Genomic DNA, 19,194 nt, shown 5'->3' with positions numbered 1-19,194 from the left:
AAAGTCTATTGGGGATACGGTGTAGCTATGCGGCGTGATGTGATTGTATTTGATATTGAAACGGTCGTGGATGCAGATGCGGCCAGACGATTATTGCATCAGCCTGATCTGAGTGATGCGGAAGCGCGCGATGCCTTATCAATATATTTTCTCGATAAGACCGATGGCAGAAATGATTTTCCTCGCCAGCCCTACCATCAAGTGGTCGCCATCTCTTACGGGCATTTAATCCGTGAACCCGGTGAAGAAGGCAATGAGCTGGTGATTCGGCAATTGGCAACCGGAGGGGATAACAACAGCTCTGAAAAAACATTGCTGGAAGGATTCTTCCATTTGATCGAAACACGCGCCCCGCAGCTGGTCAGCTTTAACGGCCGTGGATTTGATGTGCCGGTGCTGAAATATCGGGCGATGATGCACTCCATGGCTTGCCCACGCTGGTTCAGTGAGGGTGACAAGTGGAACAACTATGATACCCGTTATTCCTCTGAGTACCATGTAGATCTGTTAGAAGTGCTATCCGATTTCGGTGCCTCGGCACGCTGTTCAATGGATGAGGTGGCATCGGTACTCAATGTACCGGGTAAACTGGACACCTCCGGAGATCATGTGCGCGAAATGTTTGAAACAGGGCAGATCGAAGCCATTCGGAATTATTGTGAAACCGATGTTTTATCAACCATATTGATCTATTTGCGTCACCAGCTCTTCAGCGGAGCGCTCAATGAAGGTGCGTATGTGCGCGCGGTATTAGGGGTGCGTAACTATCTGGAATCCGAATCTGAAATGCGCCCGCATCTGGCTGAATATCTCCAGGCATGGGATCAGTTGGCAGAATAATGCTGGGGTACACCCTGATCTGAGGTAGCTTAAGAAACGGTGAATTATTCATCGGTTTTGCGCAAGCCATAGGCGAACGAATGGATTTTTGCCAGGACGGGAATAAATTAGCATCTCATTAAATATCCTTGATGTGACTATTCCAGATTTTAACAACATAATAGATCGGTGCATGATCATTCAGGTTATCTGCAGGTATGGCTGTGAAATCACCATTTTTCCAACTGTGTAATACATCCTCAAGATGTCCCAGATGACCGGCAATTCGACTCTTTAATTGTACCCAGCATTTGGGGTTATCATAAATATGTCCCTGATCATCAATGTATTTAACCAGGCCGATATGCCGGTAACCCACGGCTGGAGGAACCATGGTCACCATGTCATTATTATTCACAAAGCGGTAAACAGTAGGCTGATAAGCCTGACAAAAACGGCGATTGCCGACACGCGGAGAGCCAAAAGTATACACCCCCTGTGCGGCCGGATATCGATCAGCAGCCAGTGTAGCAAGGGCCGCGCCCAAGCTATGGCCGGTAAACCAAACGTTCATTCCCCCATCTGATGCAGCAGTGATTTCCTGAAGATATTGCTCGATTTCACTCCATACACGGTTCAATGCTTTTTTGAAGCCTTTGTGAACTTTCCCCCTGTCGCCATTCTTTGCCAGAGGCAAATCAAGGTCATCCAGAATATCCTGAACTTCATCCACTTCTGTGCCGCGAAAACAGACAATAGCAAAATTATCATTATGGCTCACAAAGCTCTGCGTTCCCTTCTTTTCAAAAAACCGGGTGTTGGGCAGGCCTGCTTTTTTCAGCTTTTGGCTGACAAAAACCTGATCGCGCACATAAACCAATAACGACGCCTCTGCCAGCCACCAGGCATTTACCGATTGAAATGTAACCGCATCAAAACGAAAAGGCTGACCCTCTGCATCCAAAAAATATTCATAGTCTGTATTTGCTGCAAACAGGCCCTTAAATGATAGCTCAGTAGGAAGCGGTTTAGGTTTTAACTCAGGCATGTCGGGCTCCTTTATAAGGCTGTTGCTTAACATGATTATAGAACACATAGCCCTCATATGATAGCCGAGAACACTTACCCGGTTGATAAAGCATTGGGTGGTTCGCAGACTATTTCAATGCAGTATTTGTTCAGAGCATCCGGAGTGCATAAAAAAGGCCCCGGCATTACCGGGGCCTGATATGGGCCATACATGCATAAAAGCTGAAAGCGTTTAGATCACGCGAACGCCGTCTGGCGTGGCCATAAGTACAACATTCGCACCCTGATGTGAGAACACACCATTGGTGACAACGCCAGGAACCTTATTCAAATGATCTTCTACACCGAGAGCATCGGTAATTTTCAGATCGTGCACATCAATAATGATATTACCGTTATCAGTGATAAAACCTTCACGCACAACGGGACGACCACCCAGTTCAATAGCTACGCCTGCAACCAGCTCCTGAGCCATAGGGATAACTTCGATGGGTAGCGGGTATGCCCCCAGGTAATCCACCTGCTTGCTCTCATCGACAATACAGATGAACTGATCGGATGCTGCAGCAACAATCTTTTCGCGTGTCAGTGCGCCACCGCCACCCTTAGTCAGGTTGCGGCCCGGGTCGAACTCATCAGCGCCATCGATGTAAACGGATAATGAATCAACGATATTCAGTGCATCATTAAGTTCCATGACCTTAATACCATGACCGGCTAAACGATCAGCCGTTGCATTCGAGCTGGCTACAGCACCAATGATTTCATCTTTTTTGGAAGCCAGTGCATCAATAAACATATTGGCAGTGGAGCCTGTGCCAACACCGACAATAGTGCCTGCTTCAACATACTTCAGCGCCGCTTCGGCAACCTGCTGTTTCATTTCATCTTGTGTCATCTCTATCCCCTCGCCGTTTAGTGATCGACAGACTACCGACCTCTCTGCCTTTCGGCAAAGTTGAAGAGCAGGTAGGTTGGCGCTTATGTTAACAAATATTGTCATATCTGATGTTGTTTTAAGTGGGATTGTAGTCGTTGGAATCCTGCAAATGGCATGGTTTTCGGTCATGCTTATGCGACGCGGAGCACCTGCTGCGATGATTCAACAAGCGATCCCGCCTTTTCTGGCCATTTGGGTATTGATGTGGCCGGTATATATTGATGCGCGCTGGCTTGGAGTGGGATTACTGGCACTGCTGGCGCTCACTGTTCTGGCCTCACTATTGAAATCGCCCTTCTGGTCGCACTTGAATATGGCCTGGGATGCACAACTTCCAAACACAAAAGATGATATGCATCCGCGCATCTCACTACTGCCTCAACTGCATCTGCTGATTGCTATCTTTATTGCAGGGGCATGGTTTCAGGCCATTCCGGAATTCGGTTTTGGTTTGGCCTTGTGTTTATGTGTGGCATTTCCTGCTGCCTTCTGGGCAGATTATTTCAGTCAACGCTATGGTTTTTTGATTCTGAAATTTCCTTCTCACCCTGAACAAACGTTGGCAGGTCATCTGGTGTTAATGATTGTATGTACTATCCTGTTATGCTGGAGCCTGCACGTGTACCACGGAACCGATTGGAAGCTGTTATTCATCGCAGCCCTGATTGCGAGCGCTGCCGCGTCTGTATCTCGAGCACTCGTGCCGGGCCGATGGAATGGGCCCGCAGCAATGGTCAGCGTTGGTTTTGTGATGTGGGCATTATAAGCGCAATCCTAGGCGACAGTAAGTCAGGTTGCTGATTGTTATGATTGCCTGATTATCGGGTCAACGCTTTCAATACGGCTCATCATTGTTTAAATCTTTGGGAATAAACCCATCAATACGTTTGACCAACGATTGAATATTGCCATCGGGCATCAACGTAATCGTACGATATCCCGGTGACCTGTTATCCATAGTAAAACTGTCCTGGAGAGGTTTAAACTGCACACAGGTCGATGGCGTACCCAGAATACGGATGCCTTTATGCATCATATCCAAAGCTTGATGAATATGGCCGCATAATAATCCGCGCACATTGTGATGCTGGTGGATGATCTGCCACAGAGCCTGACTGTTATGCAAACCAATGCGATCCAGCCATGCACATTCGATTGGGGCAGGATGATGATGCAGGGCAATCAAGGTGTGTTTGTGCGGTTCAGCCGCGAGCAGGCTATCGAGTCGTTTCAATTCATCCTCTACAAGCAAGCCACTAACGTTGCCGCTGTTATGAGAATTCAGCGTAACCACCTGCCACGCGTCAAATTGTAAACAACGACTATACGAGGAGATGCTCTCCAGCGCAGGAATGAGCGTACGCTCAAGTGCAGTGACATTGGCATGGTTGCCAGGAGATATCATCCATGGTGCAGACCAGCCCTTGAGCATATCAGCTAACAGTTGATACGTTTCGGATGCTTCATCCTGAGCCATGTCACCGCCGAGAATGATCGCATCGGGATTCGGCGTGCTGGCAAACGCATCCTTGATCACCGTAGAGAAACTGTCGTATGTGTTCACCCCTTTGAGCTGACGGCTAATATCACTAAACAGATGGCTGTCTGTGAGATGCAACAGATGACTTACAGGCATGGGTTTTGTTTGAGAACTGTTGTAAACATAAGCTCTGCCTCCGGGGGTAAAGATGTGACATGGGCCTGATAACTGCCCGCCTTACAGCTTTGCTGCGCCAGCACTTTGACATACAGGCTCGAGGATATAACAGTCTGATCATCATTTAATAGCACCACTCTGAGATCGGAAAGTGGTGGACAGATATGATCTGAGTCAATCTCAATACTGCTTAAGCTAAGTTTGCTAATACATCCAGAAAATGACGCACTGCTGTGTTTACCTACTAGTGGCGCAATTTGAATCGATATGGGAACACTCAGTTCAACCAATGGTTCTGCCGCAATCTCAGGTAAGGAGAGACCATTCTCATCAAGTATGCCACCCACATCATAAATGGTCATAGCTTCCGTTATACCTTTGGGCATCACCTGCATATCACCATTTATTTTAAGGCTACCCCCACAGGCATCTTTGGTACTTTGTGCAATCAGGACTTGACCGCCGACAGTATAAGATTCAATGCGTGAGGTGGTATTGACCACTCGCCCCACCACACCATATTTACTACGCTTTTGTGAACCGATATTACCTACAATGACCGGCCCTGTATTGATGCCAATACCCATAGTCACTGGCGGATAGCCGGCCAGCTTGAAGTCTCGATTTACATCCTGCATCGCCAATTGCATATCAATCGCACATCGCACTGCCCGCAAGGCGTTATCATGGCGTTCAACAGGTGCTCCGAAAATAGCCAGAATAGCATCGCCAATAAACTCATCAATGGTACCCTGATGGGCTTGAATGACATCGGTCATGCGACCTAGAAATATATTAATCATTTTGACAACCGTTTCAGCCGGCAGACGTTCGCCAATCGATGTAAAACCACGCAAGTCTGCCATCATAATGCTCAGCTCACGTTTTTCTCCTCCAAGCTCTAAGCCTTGTGGGGAATCAATCAAATTATCAACGATCTCTTCAGATAAATAACGGCCAAACGTCTGGCGAATAAATGTATATGCAGCGCGCAGCTTTAAATGTGTTTGTACCCGCGATAACACGATAGCCGGTGTCACCGGCTTATTGATAAAATCAACACCGCCCACGTCAAATCCACGCAGCTCGTCACAGGTTTCATGCAGTGCCGTAACAAAAATAACCGGAATCCCTTCTGTTTTCGGGTCTGCCTTAAGTCTGGCGCAGACTTCGAAACCATCCATATCCGGCATCATCACATCCAATAACAACAACGATGGAGGGGAATTTGAAAAACATAATTTTAATGCCTGCTCCCCATTAATGGCTACTTTCACTTTGTAATCGCCTTTCAGCACGCCCCTCAGCACATCAATATTTTCAGGGGTGTCATCGACCACCAGCACGGTCGCTTTTTCATGGCTTGCAGCAGGGTTGAAGTTCATCTGAGTATTATTCTGGTTTTAAACAGAATGCGCAATGCTTGAGCGATGTTGATGAGATGTATTGCGCGATAAACATACGGGGCATGATCATTGCACCTGTAGATTCCGATCGCATATTTATTATGGGGCTGACAAACGGCGATGGCAGGCATATATTTGCATGAGCCATCGAAGGAGACTTATATGCAATTTCCAATGTTCACGACCATCCGCTCTACAACCTTATCCATGCTTGCTCTACTGGCATTGTTATTGAATTTAACAGCTACACCTGTCGCCAATGCTGCCTCTGCAGTGGAAATTAATGCGAAGGTAGCATCCACATTGAAGACCTTTTATTCCAAGGTGAAATACGGCAAAACGCTGGCCAATAAAGCACAAGCCATACTCGTTTTTCCAGAGGTGTTTAAAGCCGGTATTGGTATTGGCGGTGAATATGGTGAAGGCGCGATGTTGCGAAAGGGAAAAACGGTCGGTTATTACAATACAGCGGCTGCATCCATCGGTTTTCAATTAGGCGCTCAGGTAAAATCACAGATCATTATGTTTATGACCAAGGACGCATTGAAAGGCTTTAAATCCAATGACGGCTGGAAGGCCGGCGTTGATGGTAGTGTGGCTGTTATTACGGTTGGTGCGGCGGCCGATCTTGATACCAACACAATCAGAGATCCCATCATTGGCTTTATTTTCTCAAATAAAGGTTTGATGTATAATCTTACCTTTGAAGGCTCTAAAATCACCCGAATGGAAAAATAGACCGCTATTCTCATTCCTTGAACAAGAACTTAGAAAATGATCTGGATACTACTCTCTTGACCTCTGAGGGAGGGGGGATCCTTCCAAACATTGCCTTGTTTCTGCTACACTGCCCACTATGAAGCTAGTATCTGATAACATCATTGAAACGCTTACTGATATTGCACAGCAATTGCCGGATGAAAAGAAACAGCAATTGCTTGATTTGCTGGCTACCTGGACACCGGATGTGAGAAATGCGACACGTGAGTCATATACCGAATTACTGAACTTTGAATCGAAAAGCGGCAGCCACTTTGGTCACGCCAGAGACATAAGCAGTACGGGTCTGTTTATTGAAACACCAGCTGATTTCGACGTTGGTGAATCCGTGAACCTGCTTCTGACATTCATTTCCGCACCAAACCCGCTCAAATTGACCGGCACAGTAGTGCGAAAAACAGATGTCGGCATAGGTATTCAATTTGATGAGACCAGCCAATCTCAGGTGAACAATTTGGATTCTATTATTTCTAACCATATCTTGATTCTTCGACAAATCAGATAATCAACGACCAGAGCTTATAAAATGTTCAACCCCGGTCTTTTCTTAATCTTATATCTGTGAATACAGTGAGCGCATCAGATACAGACAGTTTGTATCTAGCGGCATAAGTCTGACAAAAACTTTCATCCAAAGATCTCAGGAAAGGATTGGTGACTAGCTCGACAGCAATAGATGAAGGGATGGTCGGCTTGTTCTGTTGGCGCAAACTGCCATCGCGATGCATGCGCTCAGTAAGCGCTAAATTATCCAGATCGATGCTGCGCGAAAATTCGAGATTAGCCATGGTGTATTCATGCGCACAATATACTTTTGTGATCGGATCCAGTGCGGCAAGCTTGCATAAGCTATTCCACATTTGAGCGGGGGTCCCTTCAAAAAGCCTGCCACAGCCGGCACCAAACATGGTGTCGCCACAAAACAACGCATCATCAATAACAAAGGCGATATGACCGCTGGTATGGCCGGGAACTTCAATCGTTTGAATGCTGAGGCCTGCAATTTCAGGTGCATCATGCTGTGTTACTTGAATATCAATGCCTGGAATACGCTCGGCATCACACTTGGCGCCAATGATTTGACAATCGAAATGTGCTTTAAGTTGCAGGTTACCATCGGTGTGATCCCAATGGTGATGCGTGTTGAAGATATGCGTCAGTTTTTTCTCCAGTGCTTTACAGGCACGTTGAACGGCAACAGCTTCCGCCGGATCGATAACAATCAGCGCATCAGATGTGTGCGCTTCGATCAGATAAATATAGTTGTCCCTTAATACGGGCAACTGATGAACGGTAAAATGCTGGTGTTGGTATGACCACATGCGAGCAGCTTAGCGCAACAGGAGGTTTCATTCCATGTCACATGGATCAACGAAGACGGTATTGACTGCGGTTACTGCCAATGGCTTGGTAACGACTGCAAAGTTTTTTGGTTTTGCTGTTTCAGGCTCTAGCGCACTGCTGGCAGAAGCGATTCATTCATTGGCGGACACAGCCAATCAGGCGCTGCTATATTTGGGGCTGCGTCGCTCATTGCGCCAGGCTGATACCGATCATCATTTTGGCTATGGACAGGAACAGTATTTTTGGAATTTAATCTCGGCTGTAACAATTTTCTTTCTCGGTTGTGTATATACGGTAATGCATTCCGTTGAGCAGCTTAAACATGAACATGTTCCTGAGTTTTCATGGATCCCATTTCTGATTCTCGGCTTTGCATTTATAGTTGAAGGCTACTCACTACTCGTCGCATTGTCGGAATTCAAACAGCAAGCCCGAGAGGCCGGCAAAGGGTTTAGAACCTATCTAATTGAAACACGTGACCCGACCACGTTAGCCGTCTTGATTGAAGACTCTGTGGCTATTTTAGGCTTAGCAGTGGCCGGTCTTGGAATGGGGCTGGCGGCCTGGACCGGATCAGCCATCTTTGATGGCGTTGCAGCGATCTGTATTGGCTTGATGATGGGCGGCCTGGCTGTTTATCTTGCTGCCATGAATCGCAAATACCTGCTCAATCATTCCAACAATGAAGTCGATGCAATAGCCCTGAACGTTTGGCAGTCGGATGACCAGGTGCAGCATGTTGCCCGCGTCAACAGCATTGTATTGTCGCCTAAAGCAACACTATTGATGGCTGAAATCGAATTGCGCGAAGAGGCAATTTTTGCGGATATGACTGAAGAAGAAGTCACGCATGCCATTCGTTTTATGCAAAAGCTGGATGATATTCGGCGTTCCCTGGAAGGCCATGTGAGCCGTATCGCACCGGACACCAAAGATATCTTTATCGAGTTTACCACCCCGAACAATGCGGTGGACAAGAGCGAACCCAAATAGCAGACCTATTGATGCAGGCGGTGAATCGCTTGCATCAATAGTTATCGCTGTCTTACTTTTCGTCAGTCCAGTCCTGCAAGGTTGCAATAATCATCTTGGCCTGTTTGGCATTGGTGATATTGAACTTGGAGCGAGGCGTGTATTCACCATTACGTTTCTGATAGCGCCGAATGGTATATTTATCTTCACTATAAGATTCACTAGCACTTACCCAGCTCTGGTAACGAAAGAGGATGGTAGTCCACGCGCCTTTACTTAAGATCACTTTATCCAACTGTTTCGTAGTCAGAATGCCGTTCTCTTCATAATCGATAGTTAAGTCATCAGGTGTGCTCATAAGTCTCTCTTTTGTGGTTCATAATGGTATTCAATGGACGCGAAAGGTACATGCGAATCCAAATAGTTAAAGAGCTGTCCCATTTGACGGCATAATTCTCTTGCCTGAGACATGAAAAAAAGAGCCGAAAGCACCTTAAAAATTAAACTTAAAAGTTCGCCTTTAGCACCACACAATATAAAAAGTGACATTTCAGACAAACCAGCCGTCAAATATCTACCAAGCACTTCTCAAGGAGAACAATTATAATGAATATACGCATTTCCACATTTATTTTTACATGCATCATGTTATTGGCAGCGCCACACATGATATGGGCCCAAGAAAATACCGGGCTGTTATCTGAGGCCGAGGCTGTTCGTGCTCCCGACCTTTCTCCGGTTGAATATTCAGCCGCCAAGCAAGCCTTCGCCCAGAATTTACCCGTTGAGGCAGAAAGCCATGCAAAACAGGCTATTACCAATAGCCTCATGATGAACAATCAATTTCCCGCTTTAATTGAATCGCTTGACCGCATGCGTTCAGCAGATGCAAAAAACGTACGCAAGGAACTCGCAGAACGGGCTGAAACAGCATTCGCTAAGGTTGTTGCAGCCATTGAGGAAGGAGACCTGAACAAAGCAAAAAAAGAGTCCGAAATGGCTAAATTACTTACCTATCAAGCCGAAGTTGTTGCTGCTAGAGAGCAGCTGACTCGTCCGGTTGCCAGAGCCATAGCCATAGCCAAAAGCAGAAAAGAGAAGGGTAATCTGTATGCGCCTGTAAGCTTTGCTAAAGCCAGTGCCGGATTGCAAAGCATTGAACAGCTGGTTAAAGCTAACCCCGCTGCAAGGGGACAATTGGTTAACATGAGTAAACAGAGCATTCTATCGGCACAGAAAGCAGACAATGTAGGGAGTCTTGGTCTATCTATGAAACAGCAACCCTATATTATTGAAGAATGGCTTGATGCCTCCAACAATGATTTGGCATCTATTGCTGCCCTGCTTAATCTAAAATTAGATGCTACCCAATCGCACCAGGATCAGGCGAACCAGATCAAAGAGGCTATCAAGCAGGCGCAAACCAGCTCTCAGAATGATCTACTCGCTGCTCAACAGAAAATTAAAGAGCTGATTGGTGACAATTCAGGCTACGATCAAGCCCGTGCACAACTTCAACAAACACAGTACAAACTAAAATTGAAACGTGATGCTGAAGGCAAAATATCTCAGCTGGCAAAGCTGTTCAATCCAAACCAGGTAGAGCTCTTTCTAACTACCGATGCGGATGTGATCATTCGCATGAAAGCGATGAATTTCCCAAGTGGTAGTGCGATTGTACCATCAGAATCATATGACCTGCTTGAGCTTGCTAGCAAAGCGATTGATCTGTTTAATGATCGGGAAGTACGTGTTGAAGGACACACGGATTCGCTTGGCAATGATGAGTACAACCAAACATTGTCAGAGCACCGCGCTATCACTGTAAAAGAGTTCCTTGATGCCCGGTTTGCTGAAAGTAACAGGGTCATCGCATCTCTTGGTTTTGGTGAAGATCGTCCTATTGCCAACAACGAAAAAGAAGAGGGGCGCAAAATGAATCGCCGTATCGATATTGTGCTGGTTGCTCCGACCATGAACAATCCACCCGTAGAATAAAGCAACGTAGCTAGCCCAACCTCTATTGTTGATGCATTGAAAGACCGTCCTTGTGGCGGTCTTTTTTTGCATGATGCAAATCCAATGCTTATCGGCTTGCACAATAAGGGTTAATATTGATACATACAGGCCAGATTAAGTGCCTGCTATGCATCATAACCTGCTGGTATATATATATGGAGCCGATGTCCGGAATCGAACCGGAGACCTTCTCATTACGAGTGAGATGCTCTACCAACTGAGCTACATCGGCCTGCTATGAAGTGGAACCAATCACCGTATCAGCCCTGTTGTGCAGATAACGGGTCATACCTGCGGCGGTAATAATACACCAGACTGCAAACAAAGCGCCAGGCAAGGCTGTTTCGGGCTGGAAATGTTTGAGTGCCAGCGCCACACCGAGACCTGCATTCTGCATACCGATTTCAATGGCCAGTGTGATTTTATAGGTATAATCAAATCGAAACAGAATGCCAGCCAGCCAACCCAGAACATAACCCAAACCATTGAGCAGGATAACAAGGCCGATCACCAAAGTAGGGGTATCGGCAATGCGATCATGGTTGGCGGCTACCGCGTAACTACAAATAACAATAATGGCAATCGCAGCAATACCGGGTGCGATCTGCTCAGCTTGCTCAATACGCTCCCCCAGCTGTGTACGCAGCAACATGCCAAGCGCCAAGGGTAAAACAACAGTAAGCAGAATCGTCTGCATCATCGGCCAAAATGGAATATCCATATAGGCACTGCCAAACAATTCGACCAATGTAGGTGTGAGTAGCGGAGATAACGTGGTGGCAACCATGGTCATGGCAATCGAGAAGGCGACGGCGCCGCCTGCCAGGTAGCTAATGACATTTGAGGCCATGGCTCCCGGTGCACAGCCCACAATAATAAAACCAAGCGCAATTTCCGGCGCTACACCTTGCCATACCGAGATAGAAGCGGCGGCAAAACCCAATAGTGGCATGATCGAAAACTGACACAGCACACCCAAAGCGATAGTGGATGGCTTAGATAGTGCCGCACGTGCTTCAGCAGGATGCAAGACCACACCTAGCGCAAACATGGTGGCCGCAAAGAACCAGAGAAAATAGCTTTTAAATATCAGAAATGCTGGCGGATATACAAATGCAATCACCGCACAGACCAGTGTTAGCAGCGCCATATTGCGGGATAACCACTGCCATAACTTCATAACGATCAGTTACAGAAGATCGGTTAACTGGTTGCGGATAGCGATGGTCGCAGCTGATTTATTCAAAGTGTAAAAATGCAGACCGGGGGTATCTGCTTCCAGCAACCCACGACACTGTTTAGCGGCTAGTTCAATACCCAGTTTCTGCACTGCCTGCAGGTCGCCCTTGATCGGCTCCATCTGTTCGCGCATCCAGTCAGGCACGGAAGCACCGCACATGCCGGAAAAACGCACAATCTGATCAAAATTACCCACCGGCATAATGCCCGGAATAATTGGAATGGTTACACCCGCTTTTTCAGTTGCATCACGGAATCTGAAAAAGGTTTCATTATCGAAAAAATATTGGGTCACGGCGCAATCAGCACCATTATCCTGCTTCATTTTCAAATAACGAATATCATCAGCAACCCCACCTTTCGATTCCGGATGCCCTTCAGGATAGGTAGCGCAAGCAATGGAGAAATCACCCTGAGCGCGCAAAAATGCGATCAGATCAGTGGCGTAGGAGAAACCTCCAACGGCCGCTTCAAAACGATCCATGCCTTCCGGCGCATCACCTCTAAGAGCCAGAATGTTTTCAATGCCTGCTGCACGGTACTCTGACAACAGTTCAGCCAATTGTTCTTTGCTCGCTCCAACACAGGTCAAATGTGCCACAGGCGAGAGACCGGTCTCATCTTTAATGCGGGTAACAATGCCTTTGGTGCGCCCTTGCGTGGTACCTCCTGCACCATAAGTGACAGAGATATAGGCTGGATCTATGCCTCTTAATTCATCCAGACAGTTCCACAGGTTTTCTTCACCCTTATCTGTTTTCGGCGGGAAAAATTCACAGGAGATCAGAGGTTTATCAGCATTGGATAGAATTTCAGATAATTTCATGATTTATAATCTCGGTACGGTTACGCCAGTCTGACCCTGATATTTACCGGCTTTGTCTTTATATGATGTTTCACATACGTCATCGGATTCAAGGAAGAGGAACTGAGCAACGCCTTCATTGGCATAAATTTTTGCCGGTAGTGGTGTAGTATTGGAAAACTCCAGCGTCACATGCCCTTCCCATTCTGGTTCAAGCGGCGTGACATTCACAATAATACCACAGCGCGCATAGGTGGATTTACCCAAGCAGATGGTCAGCACCGAACGCGGAATACGCATATATTCAACCGTTCGTGCCAGCGCAAAGGAGTTAGGCGGGATAATGCAAACATCGGATTGAACATCGACAAAAGATGTAGGACAAAAATCTTTTGGATCTACGATGGCAGAATTGATATTGGTAAAAATTTTGAACTCATCGGAACAACGCACATCATAACCGTAAGAAGAGAGGCCGTAAGAAACAATGCCACTACCATCTTCATTCTTTTTAACCTGGCCATTCACAAAGGGCTCGATCATTCCCTCCTCCTGCGCCATTTTGCGAATCCATGTATCCGATTTGATGGACATCTTTGCCTCCATGTAACTCTGAATGCGCAGGATAACTGCGGCGTATCCAAAAGCAATTGACGTGCATACCACGGGTAGCGCCTACACGGGTTCAATCTCCACCAAACAGAGTCTCAGAACACCCTATTGCAATAAATTCGCGTCATCAGCGCAAAATCGCTACAATCCCCGCCTTTGATGGATATCAGCGGGAGTTTATGATGGCAAAAACGTTATTTGAAAAAGTATGGGACCAGCATGTCGTGTCTAAAAACGATGATGGCTCCGTGCTGCTTTATATCGACCGCCAACTGGTGCATGAAGTCACCAGCCCACAAGCTTTCGAAGGTCTACGCATAGCCAAACGCAAACCATGGCGTGTGAATGCATCTGTCGCTACACCTGATCATAATGTGCCTACCACCAACCGTGAGCAGGGCATTACTGATCCTGTATCACGCACACAGGTAGAAGCACTGGATGCTAACTGTGAAGAGTTTGGCATCACTGAATTTGGTCTGGGTGATATCCGTCAGGGCGTTGTGCATGTTATGGGTCCCGAACAGGGATTAATTTTACCCGGCATGACGGTGGTATGTGGAGATTCACACACCTCCACCCATGGCGCTTTTGCCGCTATCGCCATGGGTATCGGCACCTCCGAAGTGGAACACGTATTGGCCACGCAGTGCTTGATTCAGAAACAGCCAAAGACCATGCGTATTCGAGTCGAGGGTGATCTACCCGCAGGTATCACAGGTAAAGATGTTGCACTCTATATCATTGGTGAAATCGGTACCGCTGGCGGTACGGGTTACGCCGTAGAATTTGCCGGCAGTGCTATTCGCATGCTCTCCATGGAAGCACGCATGACCCTGTGCAACATGACCATCGAAGCCGGTGCGCGTTGCGGCATGGTCGCCGTCGATGATATGACTATCGATTATGTCAAAGGCCGCCCTTTCGCACCTAAGGCGGATGCATGGGATCGCGCCGTAACAGCGTGGTCTGAATTGCACTCCGACGCTGACGCTGTGTTTGATAAAGAACTCCTGTTCAAGGCTGAAAATATTGCACCGCAGCTAAGCTGGGGTACTAGCCCTGAAATGGTATTACCGATCACAGCGTCTGTACCCAATCCTGAAGATGCACGCGATGATGTGCAGAAAGAGGGCTGGATCCGTGCGCTGACCTATATGGGGCTTGAAGCAGGCACCGCTCTGCAGGACATATCCATTGATAAAGCATTCATCGGCTCTTGCACCAATGGCCGTATCGAAGATTTCCGCGAAGCAGCAGAAATGGTGAAAGGTAAAACAGTCGCTGCAAACGTGAAACTGGCCATGGCAGTGCCCGGTTCCGGCCTGGTTAAACAACAGGCTGAAGCGGAAGGGATTGATGAAATTTTTCGCCAGGCAGGTTTTGAATGGCGTGACCCCGGCTGTTCAATGTGTCTGGCTATGAATGCTGATCGATTGGAGCCTGAGGAACGCTGTGCTTCCACCTCGAATCGTAATTTTGAAGGCCGTCAGGGGCTCGGTGGGCGCACCCATCTGGTCAGCCCTGCCATGGCTGCTGCGGCCGCAATTGCAGGCCACTTTGTCGACATTAGAGACTGGGTTTAGGAGTATATCATGCAAGCATTCACAACATTAAACGGCTTAGTTGCTCCCATGGATCGCGCCAATGTCGATACCGATGCAATTATTCCAAAACAGTTCCTAAAATCTATTAAACGCACGGGTTATGGCCCGTTTTTGTTTGATGAATGGCGTTATGAAGATCATGGCGAACCGGAGATGGATTGCACCAATCGTCCCAAACGCGGTGATTTCATTCTCAATCAGGCGCGCTATCAGGGAGCTCAAATATTGCTCGCACGAGAAAACTTCGGCTGTGGTTCTTCGCGCGAACATGCCCCATGGGCCATTGTTGATTATGGTTTCAGTTGCGTGATTGCACCGAGCTTTGCCGACATCTTTTACAACAACTGCTTTAAAAACGGCATTCTCCCAATTGTCCTGGATGATGCACAAATGGACACCCTGTTTGATGCATGTGCTGCAACAGAAGGCTTCTCTCTTAGCATCGACCTACCAGCGCAAACCGTAAGCTTGCCATCGGGTCAAGTCCTATCGTTCGAAGTCGATGATTTTCGTAAACACTGTCTGTTGAATGGACTCGATGATATTGGTTTGACACTGCAAAACGCTGATATCATTCGCAACTATGAAGCGACACGCATTCAGACTGCGCCCTGGTTGTTTTAGGGGTCATCGCACATTAGTAGGAAACATCAACACATAGCAATCTACCCAAAGTAGCATTCCCAGAATTCGAAGATGAACCTAAAAAGATCACTCCGCCACCCTCATGGGTGGCGCAATGCTATAAAATGCTGCGCTTTATGAGACTCGGTACACTCCTGTCCCAGACACCAAATCCTGCAAGGCCGCTCTCTCTTTGCTCAATATCATCACCACCAGGCTTACCAACGGTATCGTTGCCGCGATAAAAAACAGGAAGTGGCCGGTATCTTTGGTGGCGATATACCAGAGTGTCATACCCAAGGTTAACCAGGTCAGCATCAACACCGCAAAACGTACCGATGCAGCCAGCCAGCTCAACGGCATGCCGGTCTCATTGGTCGCCACCATGAGCTTCCACGGACGCATGCCTGTAGTGGCTCCACCTTTGACCCAAAAGCCTACAAAATAGGCATAAGAAACACTCAAAAATAACAGATACTGCAACCATTTTGGTGGTGTTGCCCCCAGCACTTCGATACTGACTGTAATCGGAATACCAACCAGCAGCATGGAGATACCGAGCAAAATAAGCCCATCATAACAGCTGGCCAAGAGACGAATGCCGATTCCTGCGTTGGTGCCTTGAAGACGTTGATTTGACTGATCAGACATAATTCATTCCTTACAATATCACTTTTTTTATTGGTAAAACTGTTATTGACCGAATTTGGATTTAAGCCAGCTGCTACACCAGCTGATGACAAAAAAGAGACACAGTGCCAACACAACGGTTGCGCCAGACGGCCATTCATAAGCATATGACCAAATCAACCCCACCATTGTGCCTGTTAGCGAAAACATCACCGACAAGCCCCACAAACCAAGCAAGGAGCGCCCCCAAATCCAGGCACAAGCCGCTGGCAAAATCATTAAACCTGCGGTCAGCACAATACCGGCCAACTTCACACATAAAATAACCGTTAAACCCACCATGCCATAGAGCAGTAACTTCAGGCTTGAAACCGGCAGGCCGGAGGCATCGGCAGTGACCGCATCAAAGGCAATGCTCCACCAGGCCCGCGCAGCCAATAACAAGGAGAGTAAAATCAAACCACTCAACAGATATAACCAATTTAGCTCCGCCGCTGAAATCGTTAAAATATTACCAAACAACAGACCAAACAGATCCACTTGCGGGCTTGCTGCATTTGAAATCAAGACAATGCCCAACGCCATGCTACCGGCAAACAGCATACCCGTGCTCGCATCTTCCGAGATACCCTTCTTCTTCGGCATCAGCGCCAACAGCAAGGCAATAAGTACAGCAAAAACGGTGGCTGTTGGTAACAGAGGCAAAGCCAGTGTCACAGCAAAGCCCAAGCCAGCCAGTGAAGCGTGTGACACGCCGACGGTAAGGAAAGAGAGCCTGTGCGCCATCACCATGACCGACATTGAAGCCGTCACAACAGCAATCAACAGTGCAGGTGTTAAGGCTTCGCGCATCACAGGGCTAGCCCAAAAATCAGTCAATAGCTCCATCATGATACATGTCCATGCTGATCTGCTTTACCTGTTTCACCCGGCCCACATCCGATACAGCCAGCATCATGCGCCATGATATGAATATGATCTCCATACATCGCACGCCAAATATTTTCAGGGATATCTTCTCCCTTCATAGCATGATGGTGAATTTGGCGATTTAAACAGGCGACAGAATCGACATGTGAACTGATCGCAGCAATATCATGCTCAACCATAATCACACTCATACCAGTCTCGTCACACAATCTGCGTAACAATTGAAACAACTTCTCCTGTCGCACGCTGTCGAGTGCAGCAGATGGTTCATCAAGCAGCAACAGACGAGGTTTACGCACCAAAGCACGTGCCAGACGGGTACGCTGGCGCTGACCGCCAGACAACAAGCGAAAGTCGGCATCTGCCAGCTCCTGCATATCAAACAGTTCCAGTGCGTGCATGATTTCATCATGATGATCACCGTAATGCCAGGGCATGGCATAATTAGGCAAGCCCATTGCGACAACATCAGACACACGCATGGGCAGGCGAGGTTCATGATCATGCAATTGATTCAGAAAACCGATCTGCTTGAGTAAGGTATGGCGACTGAAGCGTGTTAAACATTTTCCAAACAGGTCGATATGGCCACTGTTTGGTGTGGTCAGACCTGCAACAATATTCAACAGGGTACTTTTACCCGCGCCGTTAGGACCAACAATGCCGAGAAAATGCCCAGCCTCAAGTTCTAGGTCAATGCCATCTAAAACAGGTTTCTTGGCCGGCCCGAAATTCAAATGATTGATTTGAACGACTGGCGCATTCATAAAGAATCATGCCCATGTTGAGAGTTCGATTGATGTTCAATGTGAGCCTCTGATGGATGATCATGATGGTGATCGGTCTGCAGGTCATTCTGCTGGTCGGGCCGCTGCCCGGATTCACTTGTAGGTGAAAGCAATGACTTGGTTCTGAACTGTGCAATATTCTGCCGCATCAGCTCCGGCCATGATTGTGAACATGTTCCCACAGCATTTAAACGAACACGATGAAGTGTTACCGATGTGTGATTCTGCAGCCAATCCAGAGAACGATTACTATGACCATCATCAGCGATCAGCCATGCTCCCGGATGGGTATTCAGGCTCTGCAAAGCATGTTCAAGCTGACGCGGACCATGCTCATGACCGTGATGTCCTGATTCAAGCACATTCAACACAGGCACTTCCATCAACTGCATCAATCGTCGCCATGAGGGATGCTGCATAAGTACACCGGACGTCGATGCCTCTTTAAGTGCATCCTTCCATTCAACTTCTATTGTCTGTGTCGTTTTCAAAGCATGCTCTAATGCCACTGCAATATCAGCCTGACGTTCGGGGTGCAGATCAGACAAGGTTTTGGCGATGGCAGGCAGAGCATTTCGCACCGCTACCGGGCTAAGCCAACCGTGGTCAATCTCCGGCCACAGATCGAGTGTGCGGGCATGCTTTGGTGGTAAAGGCCAACCACCATCATCTTTCGATGCACGCATCAACAACGCGGTCTGCTCTGCCGCTTCGATTTTACGTGGCGTGAGTTGAAAATGATGTGGATCAGAACCATTTGCCAGCAAACACAAGACATCGGCCTTATTGTCCAACATAGCAATCAAGCCAGCCAACGGCGGCAAAGTCACTGCAATTTCAGCTGCTTTTGCAGCACAAGAAACACTTGAATTCAACAAAAACGCGAAACCCAACGCCCTGCAAAACGTATAAAATGAATGGTGAACAATTCTCATATGCCGTATGCTAGCATCTAATTAGAAAAGTCCATCCCTTGATTAATGACACGCTTAT

21 protein-coding genes and 1 tRNA gene are annotated in these 19,194 nt (G+C 47.4%); 8 read left to right on the top strand and 14 right to left on the bottom strand.

What is annotated here, in order from left to right; genetic code table 11:
* Window positions 1–27: 27 nt before the first annotated feature.
* Window positions 28–840: a 3'-5' exonuclease gene (locus tag D8Y20_RS02220; RefSeq protein ID WP_121541405.1), complete on the top strand. Its 813-nt coding sequence runs from the start codon at window positions 28–30 to the stop codon at window positions 838–840.
* 118 nt (window positions 841–958) lie between these two features.
* On the opposite strand, the gene D8Y20_RS02215 is transcribed toward D8Y20_RS02220, so the two are convergent.
* On the bottom strand, window positions 959–1,867 hold the full coding sequence (locus tag D8Y20_RS02215) for a lipase family protein (RefSeq protein ID WP_161957557.1): 909 nt from the start codon (window positions 1,865–1,867) through the stop codon (window positions 959–961).
* Between the two features lie 213 nt (window positions 1,868–2,080).
* A complete protein-coding gene (gene rpiA / locus D8Y20_RS02210) occupies window positions 2,081–2,746 on the bottom strand; it encodes a ribose-5-phosphate isomerase RpiA (RefSeq protein ID WP_121541403.1) in 666 nt (221 codons plus the stop codon).
* Between the two features lie 85 nt (window positions 2,747–2,831).
* On the opposite strand from rpiA, the gene D8Y20_RS02205 reads away from it, so the two are divergent.
* Window positions 2,832–3,554, top strand: a complete 723-nt coding sequence (locus D8Y20_RS02205; protein ID WP_121541402.1) for a hypothetical protein — start codon at window positions 2,832–2,834, stop codon at window positions 3,552–3,554.
* Window positions 3,555–3,623: 69 nt separating this feature from the next.
* Here the strand turns inward: D8Y20_RS02205 and cpdA are convergent, their stop codons facing one another.
* A complete protein-coding gene (gene cpdA, locus D8Y20_RS02200; protein WP_121541401.1) occupies window positions 3,624–4,424 on the bottom strand; it encodes a 3',5'-cyclic-AMP phosphodiesterase in 801 nt (266 codons plus the stop codon).
* Window positions 4,415–5,830: an adenylate/guanylate cyclase domain-containing protein gene (locus D8Y20_RS02195; RefSeq protein ID WP_121541400.1), complete on the bottom strand. Its 1,416-nt coding sequence runs from the start codon at window positions 5,828–5,830 to the stop codon at window positions 4,415–4,417. Before D8Y20_RS02195 ends, cpdA begins: the two co-directional genes overlap by 10 nt.
* A gap of 183 nt (window positions 5,831–6,013) precedes the next feature.
* On the opposite strand from D8Y20_RS02195, the gene D8Y20_RS02190 reads away from it, so the two are divergent.
* Complete coding sequence (locus D8Y20_RS02190) at window positions 6,014–6,589, top strand: YSC84-related protein (protein ID WP_236075192.1); 576 nt, start codon at window positions 6,014–6,016, stop codon at window positions 6,587–6,589.
* A gap of 118 nt (window positions 6,590–6,707) precedes the next feature.
* Window positions 6,708–7,136, top strand: a complete 429-nt coding sequence (locus tag D8Y20_RS02185; protein ID WP_121541399.1) for a PilZ domain-containing protein — start codon at window positions 6,708–6,710, stop codon at window positions 7,134–7,136.
* Between the two features lie 25 nt (window positions 7,137–7,161).
* Here the strand turns inward: D8Y20_RS02185 and gloB are convergent, their stop codons facing one another.
* Entirely contained in the window at window positions 7,162–7,953 is a 792-nt protein-coding gene (gloB, locus tag D8Y20_RS02180) for a hydroxyacylglutathione hydrolase (protein WP_121541398.1), read from the bottom strand.
* 34 nt (window positions 7,954–7,987) lie between these two features.
* On the opposite strand from gloB, the gene D8Y20_RS02175 reads away from it, so the two are divergent.
* On the top strand, window positions 7,988–8,968 hold the full coding sequence (locus tag D8Y20_RS02175) for a cation diffusion facilitator family transporter (protein ID WP_121541397.1): 981 nt from the start codon (window positions 7,988–7,990) through the stop codon (window positions 8,966–8,968).
* Between the two features lie 52 nt (window positions 8,969–9,020).
* On the opposite strand, the gene D8Y20_RS02170 is transcribed toward D8Y20_RS02175, so the two are convergent.
* The gene (locus D8Y20_RS02170; RefSeq protein ID WP_121541396.1) at window positions 9,021–9,305 is read right to left on the bottom strand and encodes a hypothetical protein; all 285 of its coding nucleotides are present in this window, start codon (window positions 9,303–9,305) and stop codon (window positions 9,021–9,023) included.
* A gap of 248 nt (window positions 9,306–9,553) precedes the next feature.
* On the opposite strand from D8Y20_RS02170, the gene D8Y20_RS02165 reads away from it, so the two are divergent.
* Window positions 9,554–10,945 (top strand): OmpA family protein, encoded by a 1,392-nt coding sequence (locus tag D8Y20_RS02165; RefSeq protein ID WP_121541395.1) that lies wholly within the window; start codon window positions 9,554–9,556, stop codon window positions 10,943–10,945.
* Window positions 10,946–11,122: 177 nt separating this feature from the next.
* Here the strand turns inward: D8Y20_RS02165 and D8Y20_RS02160 are convergent.
* From D8Y20_RS02160 to dcd, 4 genes are all read right to left on the bottom strand, one after another.
* Window positions 11,123–11,198 (bottom strand) — tRNA-Thr (locus D8Y20_RS02160).
* A gap of 3 nt (window positions 11,199–11,201) precedes the next feature.
* Window positions 11,202–12,146, bottom strand: coding sequence for a bile acid:sodium symporter family protein (locus D8Y20_RS02155; RefSeq protein ID WP_121541394.1), 945 nt, complete (start codon window positions 12,144–12,146; stop codon window positions 11,202–11,204).
* Between the two features lie 9 nt (window positions 12,147–12,155).
* A complete protein-coding gene (metF, locus tag D8Y20_RS02150; protein ID WP_121541393.1) occupies window positions 12,156–13,031 on the bottom strand; it encodes a methylenetetrahydrofolate reductase [NAD(P)H] in 876 nt (291 codons plus the stop codon).
* A 3-nt stretch (window positions 13,032–13,034) separates the two neighbouring features.
* Window positions 13,035–13,604, bottom strand: coding sequence for a dCTP deaminase (dcd, locus tag D8Y20_RS02145; protein ID WP_121541392.1), 570 nt, complete (start codon window positions 13,602–13,604; stop codon window positions 13,035–13,037).
* 197 nt (window positions 13,605–13,801) lie between these two features.
* Here dcd and leuC point away from each other — a divergent pair, with 197 nt between their 5' ends.
* Window positions 13,802–15,208: a 3-isopropylmalate dehydratase large subunit gene (gene leuC, locus D8Y20_RS02140; RefSeq protein WP_370050447.1), complete on the top strand. Its 1,407-nt coding sequence runs from the start codon at window positions 13,802–13,804 to the stop codon at window positions 15,206–15,208.
* Window positions 15,209–15,217: 9 nt separating this feature from the next.
* On the top strand, window positions 15,218–15,853 hold the full coding sequence (gene leuD, locus D8Y20_RS02135) for a 3-isopropylmalate dehydratase small subunit (protein ID WP_121541390.1): 636 nt from the start codon (window positions 15,218–15,220) through the stop codon (window positions 15,851–15,853).
* A 135-nt stretch (window positions 15,854–15,988) separates the two neighbouring features.
* On the opposite strand, the gene D8Y20_RS02130 is transcribed toward leuD, so the two are convergent.
* The 4 genes from D8Y20_RS02130 to D8Y20_RS02115 are packed head-to-tail and all read right to left on the bottom strand — an operon-like array spanning window position 15,989 to window position 19,136.
* Complete coding sequence (locus D8Y20_RS02130) at window positions 15,989–16,504, bottom strand: RDD family protein (protein WP_121541389.1); 516 nt, start codon at window positions 16,502–16,504, stop codon at window positions 15,989–15,991.
* 42 nt (window positions 16,505–16,546) lie between these two features.
* Window positions 16,547–17,374, bottom strand: a complete 828-nt coding sequence (locus D8Y20_RS02125) for a metal ABC transporter permease (RefSeq protein WP_121541388.1) — start codon at window positions 17,372–17,374, stop codon at window positions 16,547–16,549.
* Window positions 17,371–18,180: a metal ABC transporter ATP-binding protein gene (locus D8Y20_RS02120; RefSeq protein WP_121541387.1), complete on the bottom strand. Its 810-nt coding sequence runs from the start codon at window positions 18,178–18,180 to the stop codon at window positions 17,371–17,373. Before D8Y20_RS02120 ends, D8Y20_RS02125 begins: the two co-directional genes overlap by 4 nt.
* On the bottom strand, window positions 18,177–19,136 hold the full coding sequence (locus tag D8Y20_RS02115) for a metal ABC transporter solute-binding protein, Zn/Mn family (RefSeq protein ID WP_121541386.1): 960 nt from the start codon (window positions 19,134–19,136) through the stop codon (window positions 18,177–18,179). The genes D8Y20_RS02120 and D8Y20_RS02115 overlap by 4 nt, the downstream gene beginning before the upstream one ends.
* Window positions 19,137–19,194: the final 58 nt, after the last annotated feature.

Origin of the sequence: Mariprofundus sp. EBB-1, assembly GCF_003665155.1 — a bacterium.
In the GTDB taxonomy this organism is placed as follows: domain Bacteria; phylum Pseudomonadota; class Zetaproteobacteria; order Mariprofundales; family Mariprofundaceae; genus Mariprofundus.
The sequence above is the reverse complement of the archived record's forward strand: the minus strand, read 5'-3'. Positions and strand labels throughout refer to the sequence as shown.

Excerpts from the sequence above, each read along its gene's own strand:
- D8Y20_RS02120 (WP_121541387.1), bottom strand. The coding sequence starts at position 18,180 with ATGAATGCGCCAGTCGTTCAAATCAATCATTTGAATTTCGGGCCGGCC.
- D8Y20_RS02155 (WP_121541394.1), bottom strand. The coding sequence starts at position 12,146 with ATGAAGTTATGGCAGTGGTTATCCCGCAATATGGCGCTGCTAACACTG.
- D8Y20_RS02170 (WP_121541396.1), bottom strand. The coding sequence starts at position 9,305 with ATGAGCACACCTGATGACTTAACTATCGATTATGAAGAGAACGGCATT.
- D8Y20_RS02130 (WP_121541389.1), bottom strand. The coding sequence starts at position 16,504 with ATGTCTGATCAGTCAAATCAACGTCTTCAAGGCACCAACGCAGGAATC.
- D8Y20_RS02175 (WP_121541397.1), top strand. The coding sequence starts at position 7,988 with ATGTCACATGGATCAACGAAGACGGTATTGACTGCGGTTACTGCCAAT.
- leuD (WP_121541390.1), top strand. The coding sequence starts at position 15,218 with ATGCAAGCATTCACAACATTAAACGGCTTAGTTGCTCCCATGGATCGC.
- D8Y20_RS02190 (WP_236075192.1), top strand. The coding sequence starts at position 6,014 with ATGCAATTTCCAATGTTCACGACCATCCGCTCTACAACCTTATCCATG.
- D8Y20_RS02215 (WP_161957557.1), bottom strand. The coding sequence starts at position 1,867 with ATGCCTGAGTTAAAACCTAAACCGCTTCCTACTGAGCTATCATTTAAG.
- cpdA (WP_121541401.1), bottom strand. The coding sequence starts at position 4,424 with ATGCCTGTAAGTCATCTGTTGCATCTCACAGACAGCCATCTGTTTAGT.
- dcd (WP_121541392.1), bottom strand. The coding sequence starts at position 13,604 with ATGTCCATCAAATCGGATACATGGATTCGCAAAATGGCGCAGGAGGAG.
- D8Y20_RS02115 (WP_121541386.1), bottom strand. The coding sequence starts at position 19,136 with ATGAGAATTGTTCACCATTCATTTTATACGTTTTGCAGGGCGTTGGGT.
- gloB (WP_121541398.1), bottom strand. The coding sequence starts at position 7,953 with ATGTGGTCATACCAACACCAGCATTTTACCGTTCATCAGTTGCCCGTA.
- metF (WP_121541393.1), bottom strand. The coding sequence starts at position 13,031 with ATGAAATTATCTGAAATTCTATCCAATGCTGATAAACCTCTGATCTCC.
- D8Y20_RS02205 (WP_121541402.1), top strand. The coding sequence starts at position 2,832 with ATGTTAACAAATATTGTCATATCTGATGTTGTTTTAAGTGGGATTGTA.
- D8Y20_RS02220 (WP_121541405.1), top strand. The coding sequence starts at position 28 with ATGCGGCGTGATGTGATTGTATTTGATATTGAAACGGTCGTGGATGCA.
- D8Y20_RS02125 (WP_121541388.1), bottom strand. The coding sequence starts at position 17,374 with ATGATGGAGCTATTGACTGATTTTTGGGCTAGCCCTGTGATGCGCGAA.
- rpiA (WP_121541403.1), bottom strand. The coding sequence starts at position 2,746 with ATGACACAAGATGAAATGAAACAGCAGGTTGCCGAAGCGGCGCTGAAG.
- D8Y20_RS02185 (WP_121541399.1), top strand. The coding sequence starts at position 6,708 with ATGAAGCTAGTATCTGATAACATCATTGAAACGCTTACTGATATTGCA.
- D8Y20_RS02165 (WP_121541395.1), top strand. The coding sequence starts at position 9,554 with ATGAATATACGCATTTCCACATTTATTTTTACATGCATCATGTTATTG.
- leuC (WP_370050447.1), top strand. The coding sequence starts at position 13,802 with ATGATGGCAAAAACGTTATTTGAAAAAGTATGGGACCAGCATGTCGTG.
- D8Y20_RS02195 (WP_121541400.1), bottom strand. The coding sequence starts at position 5,830 with ATGAACTTCAACCCTGCTGCAAGCCATGAAAAAGCGACCGTGCTGGTG.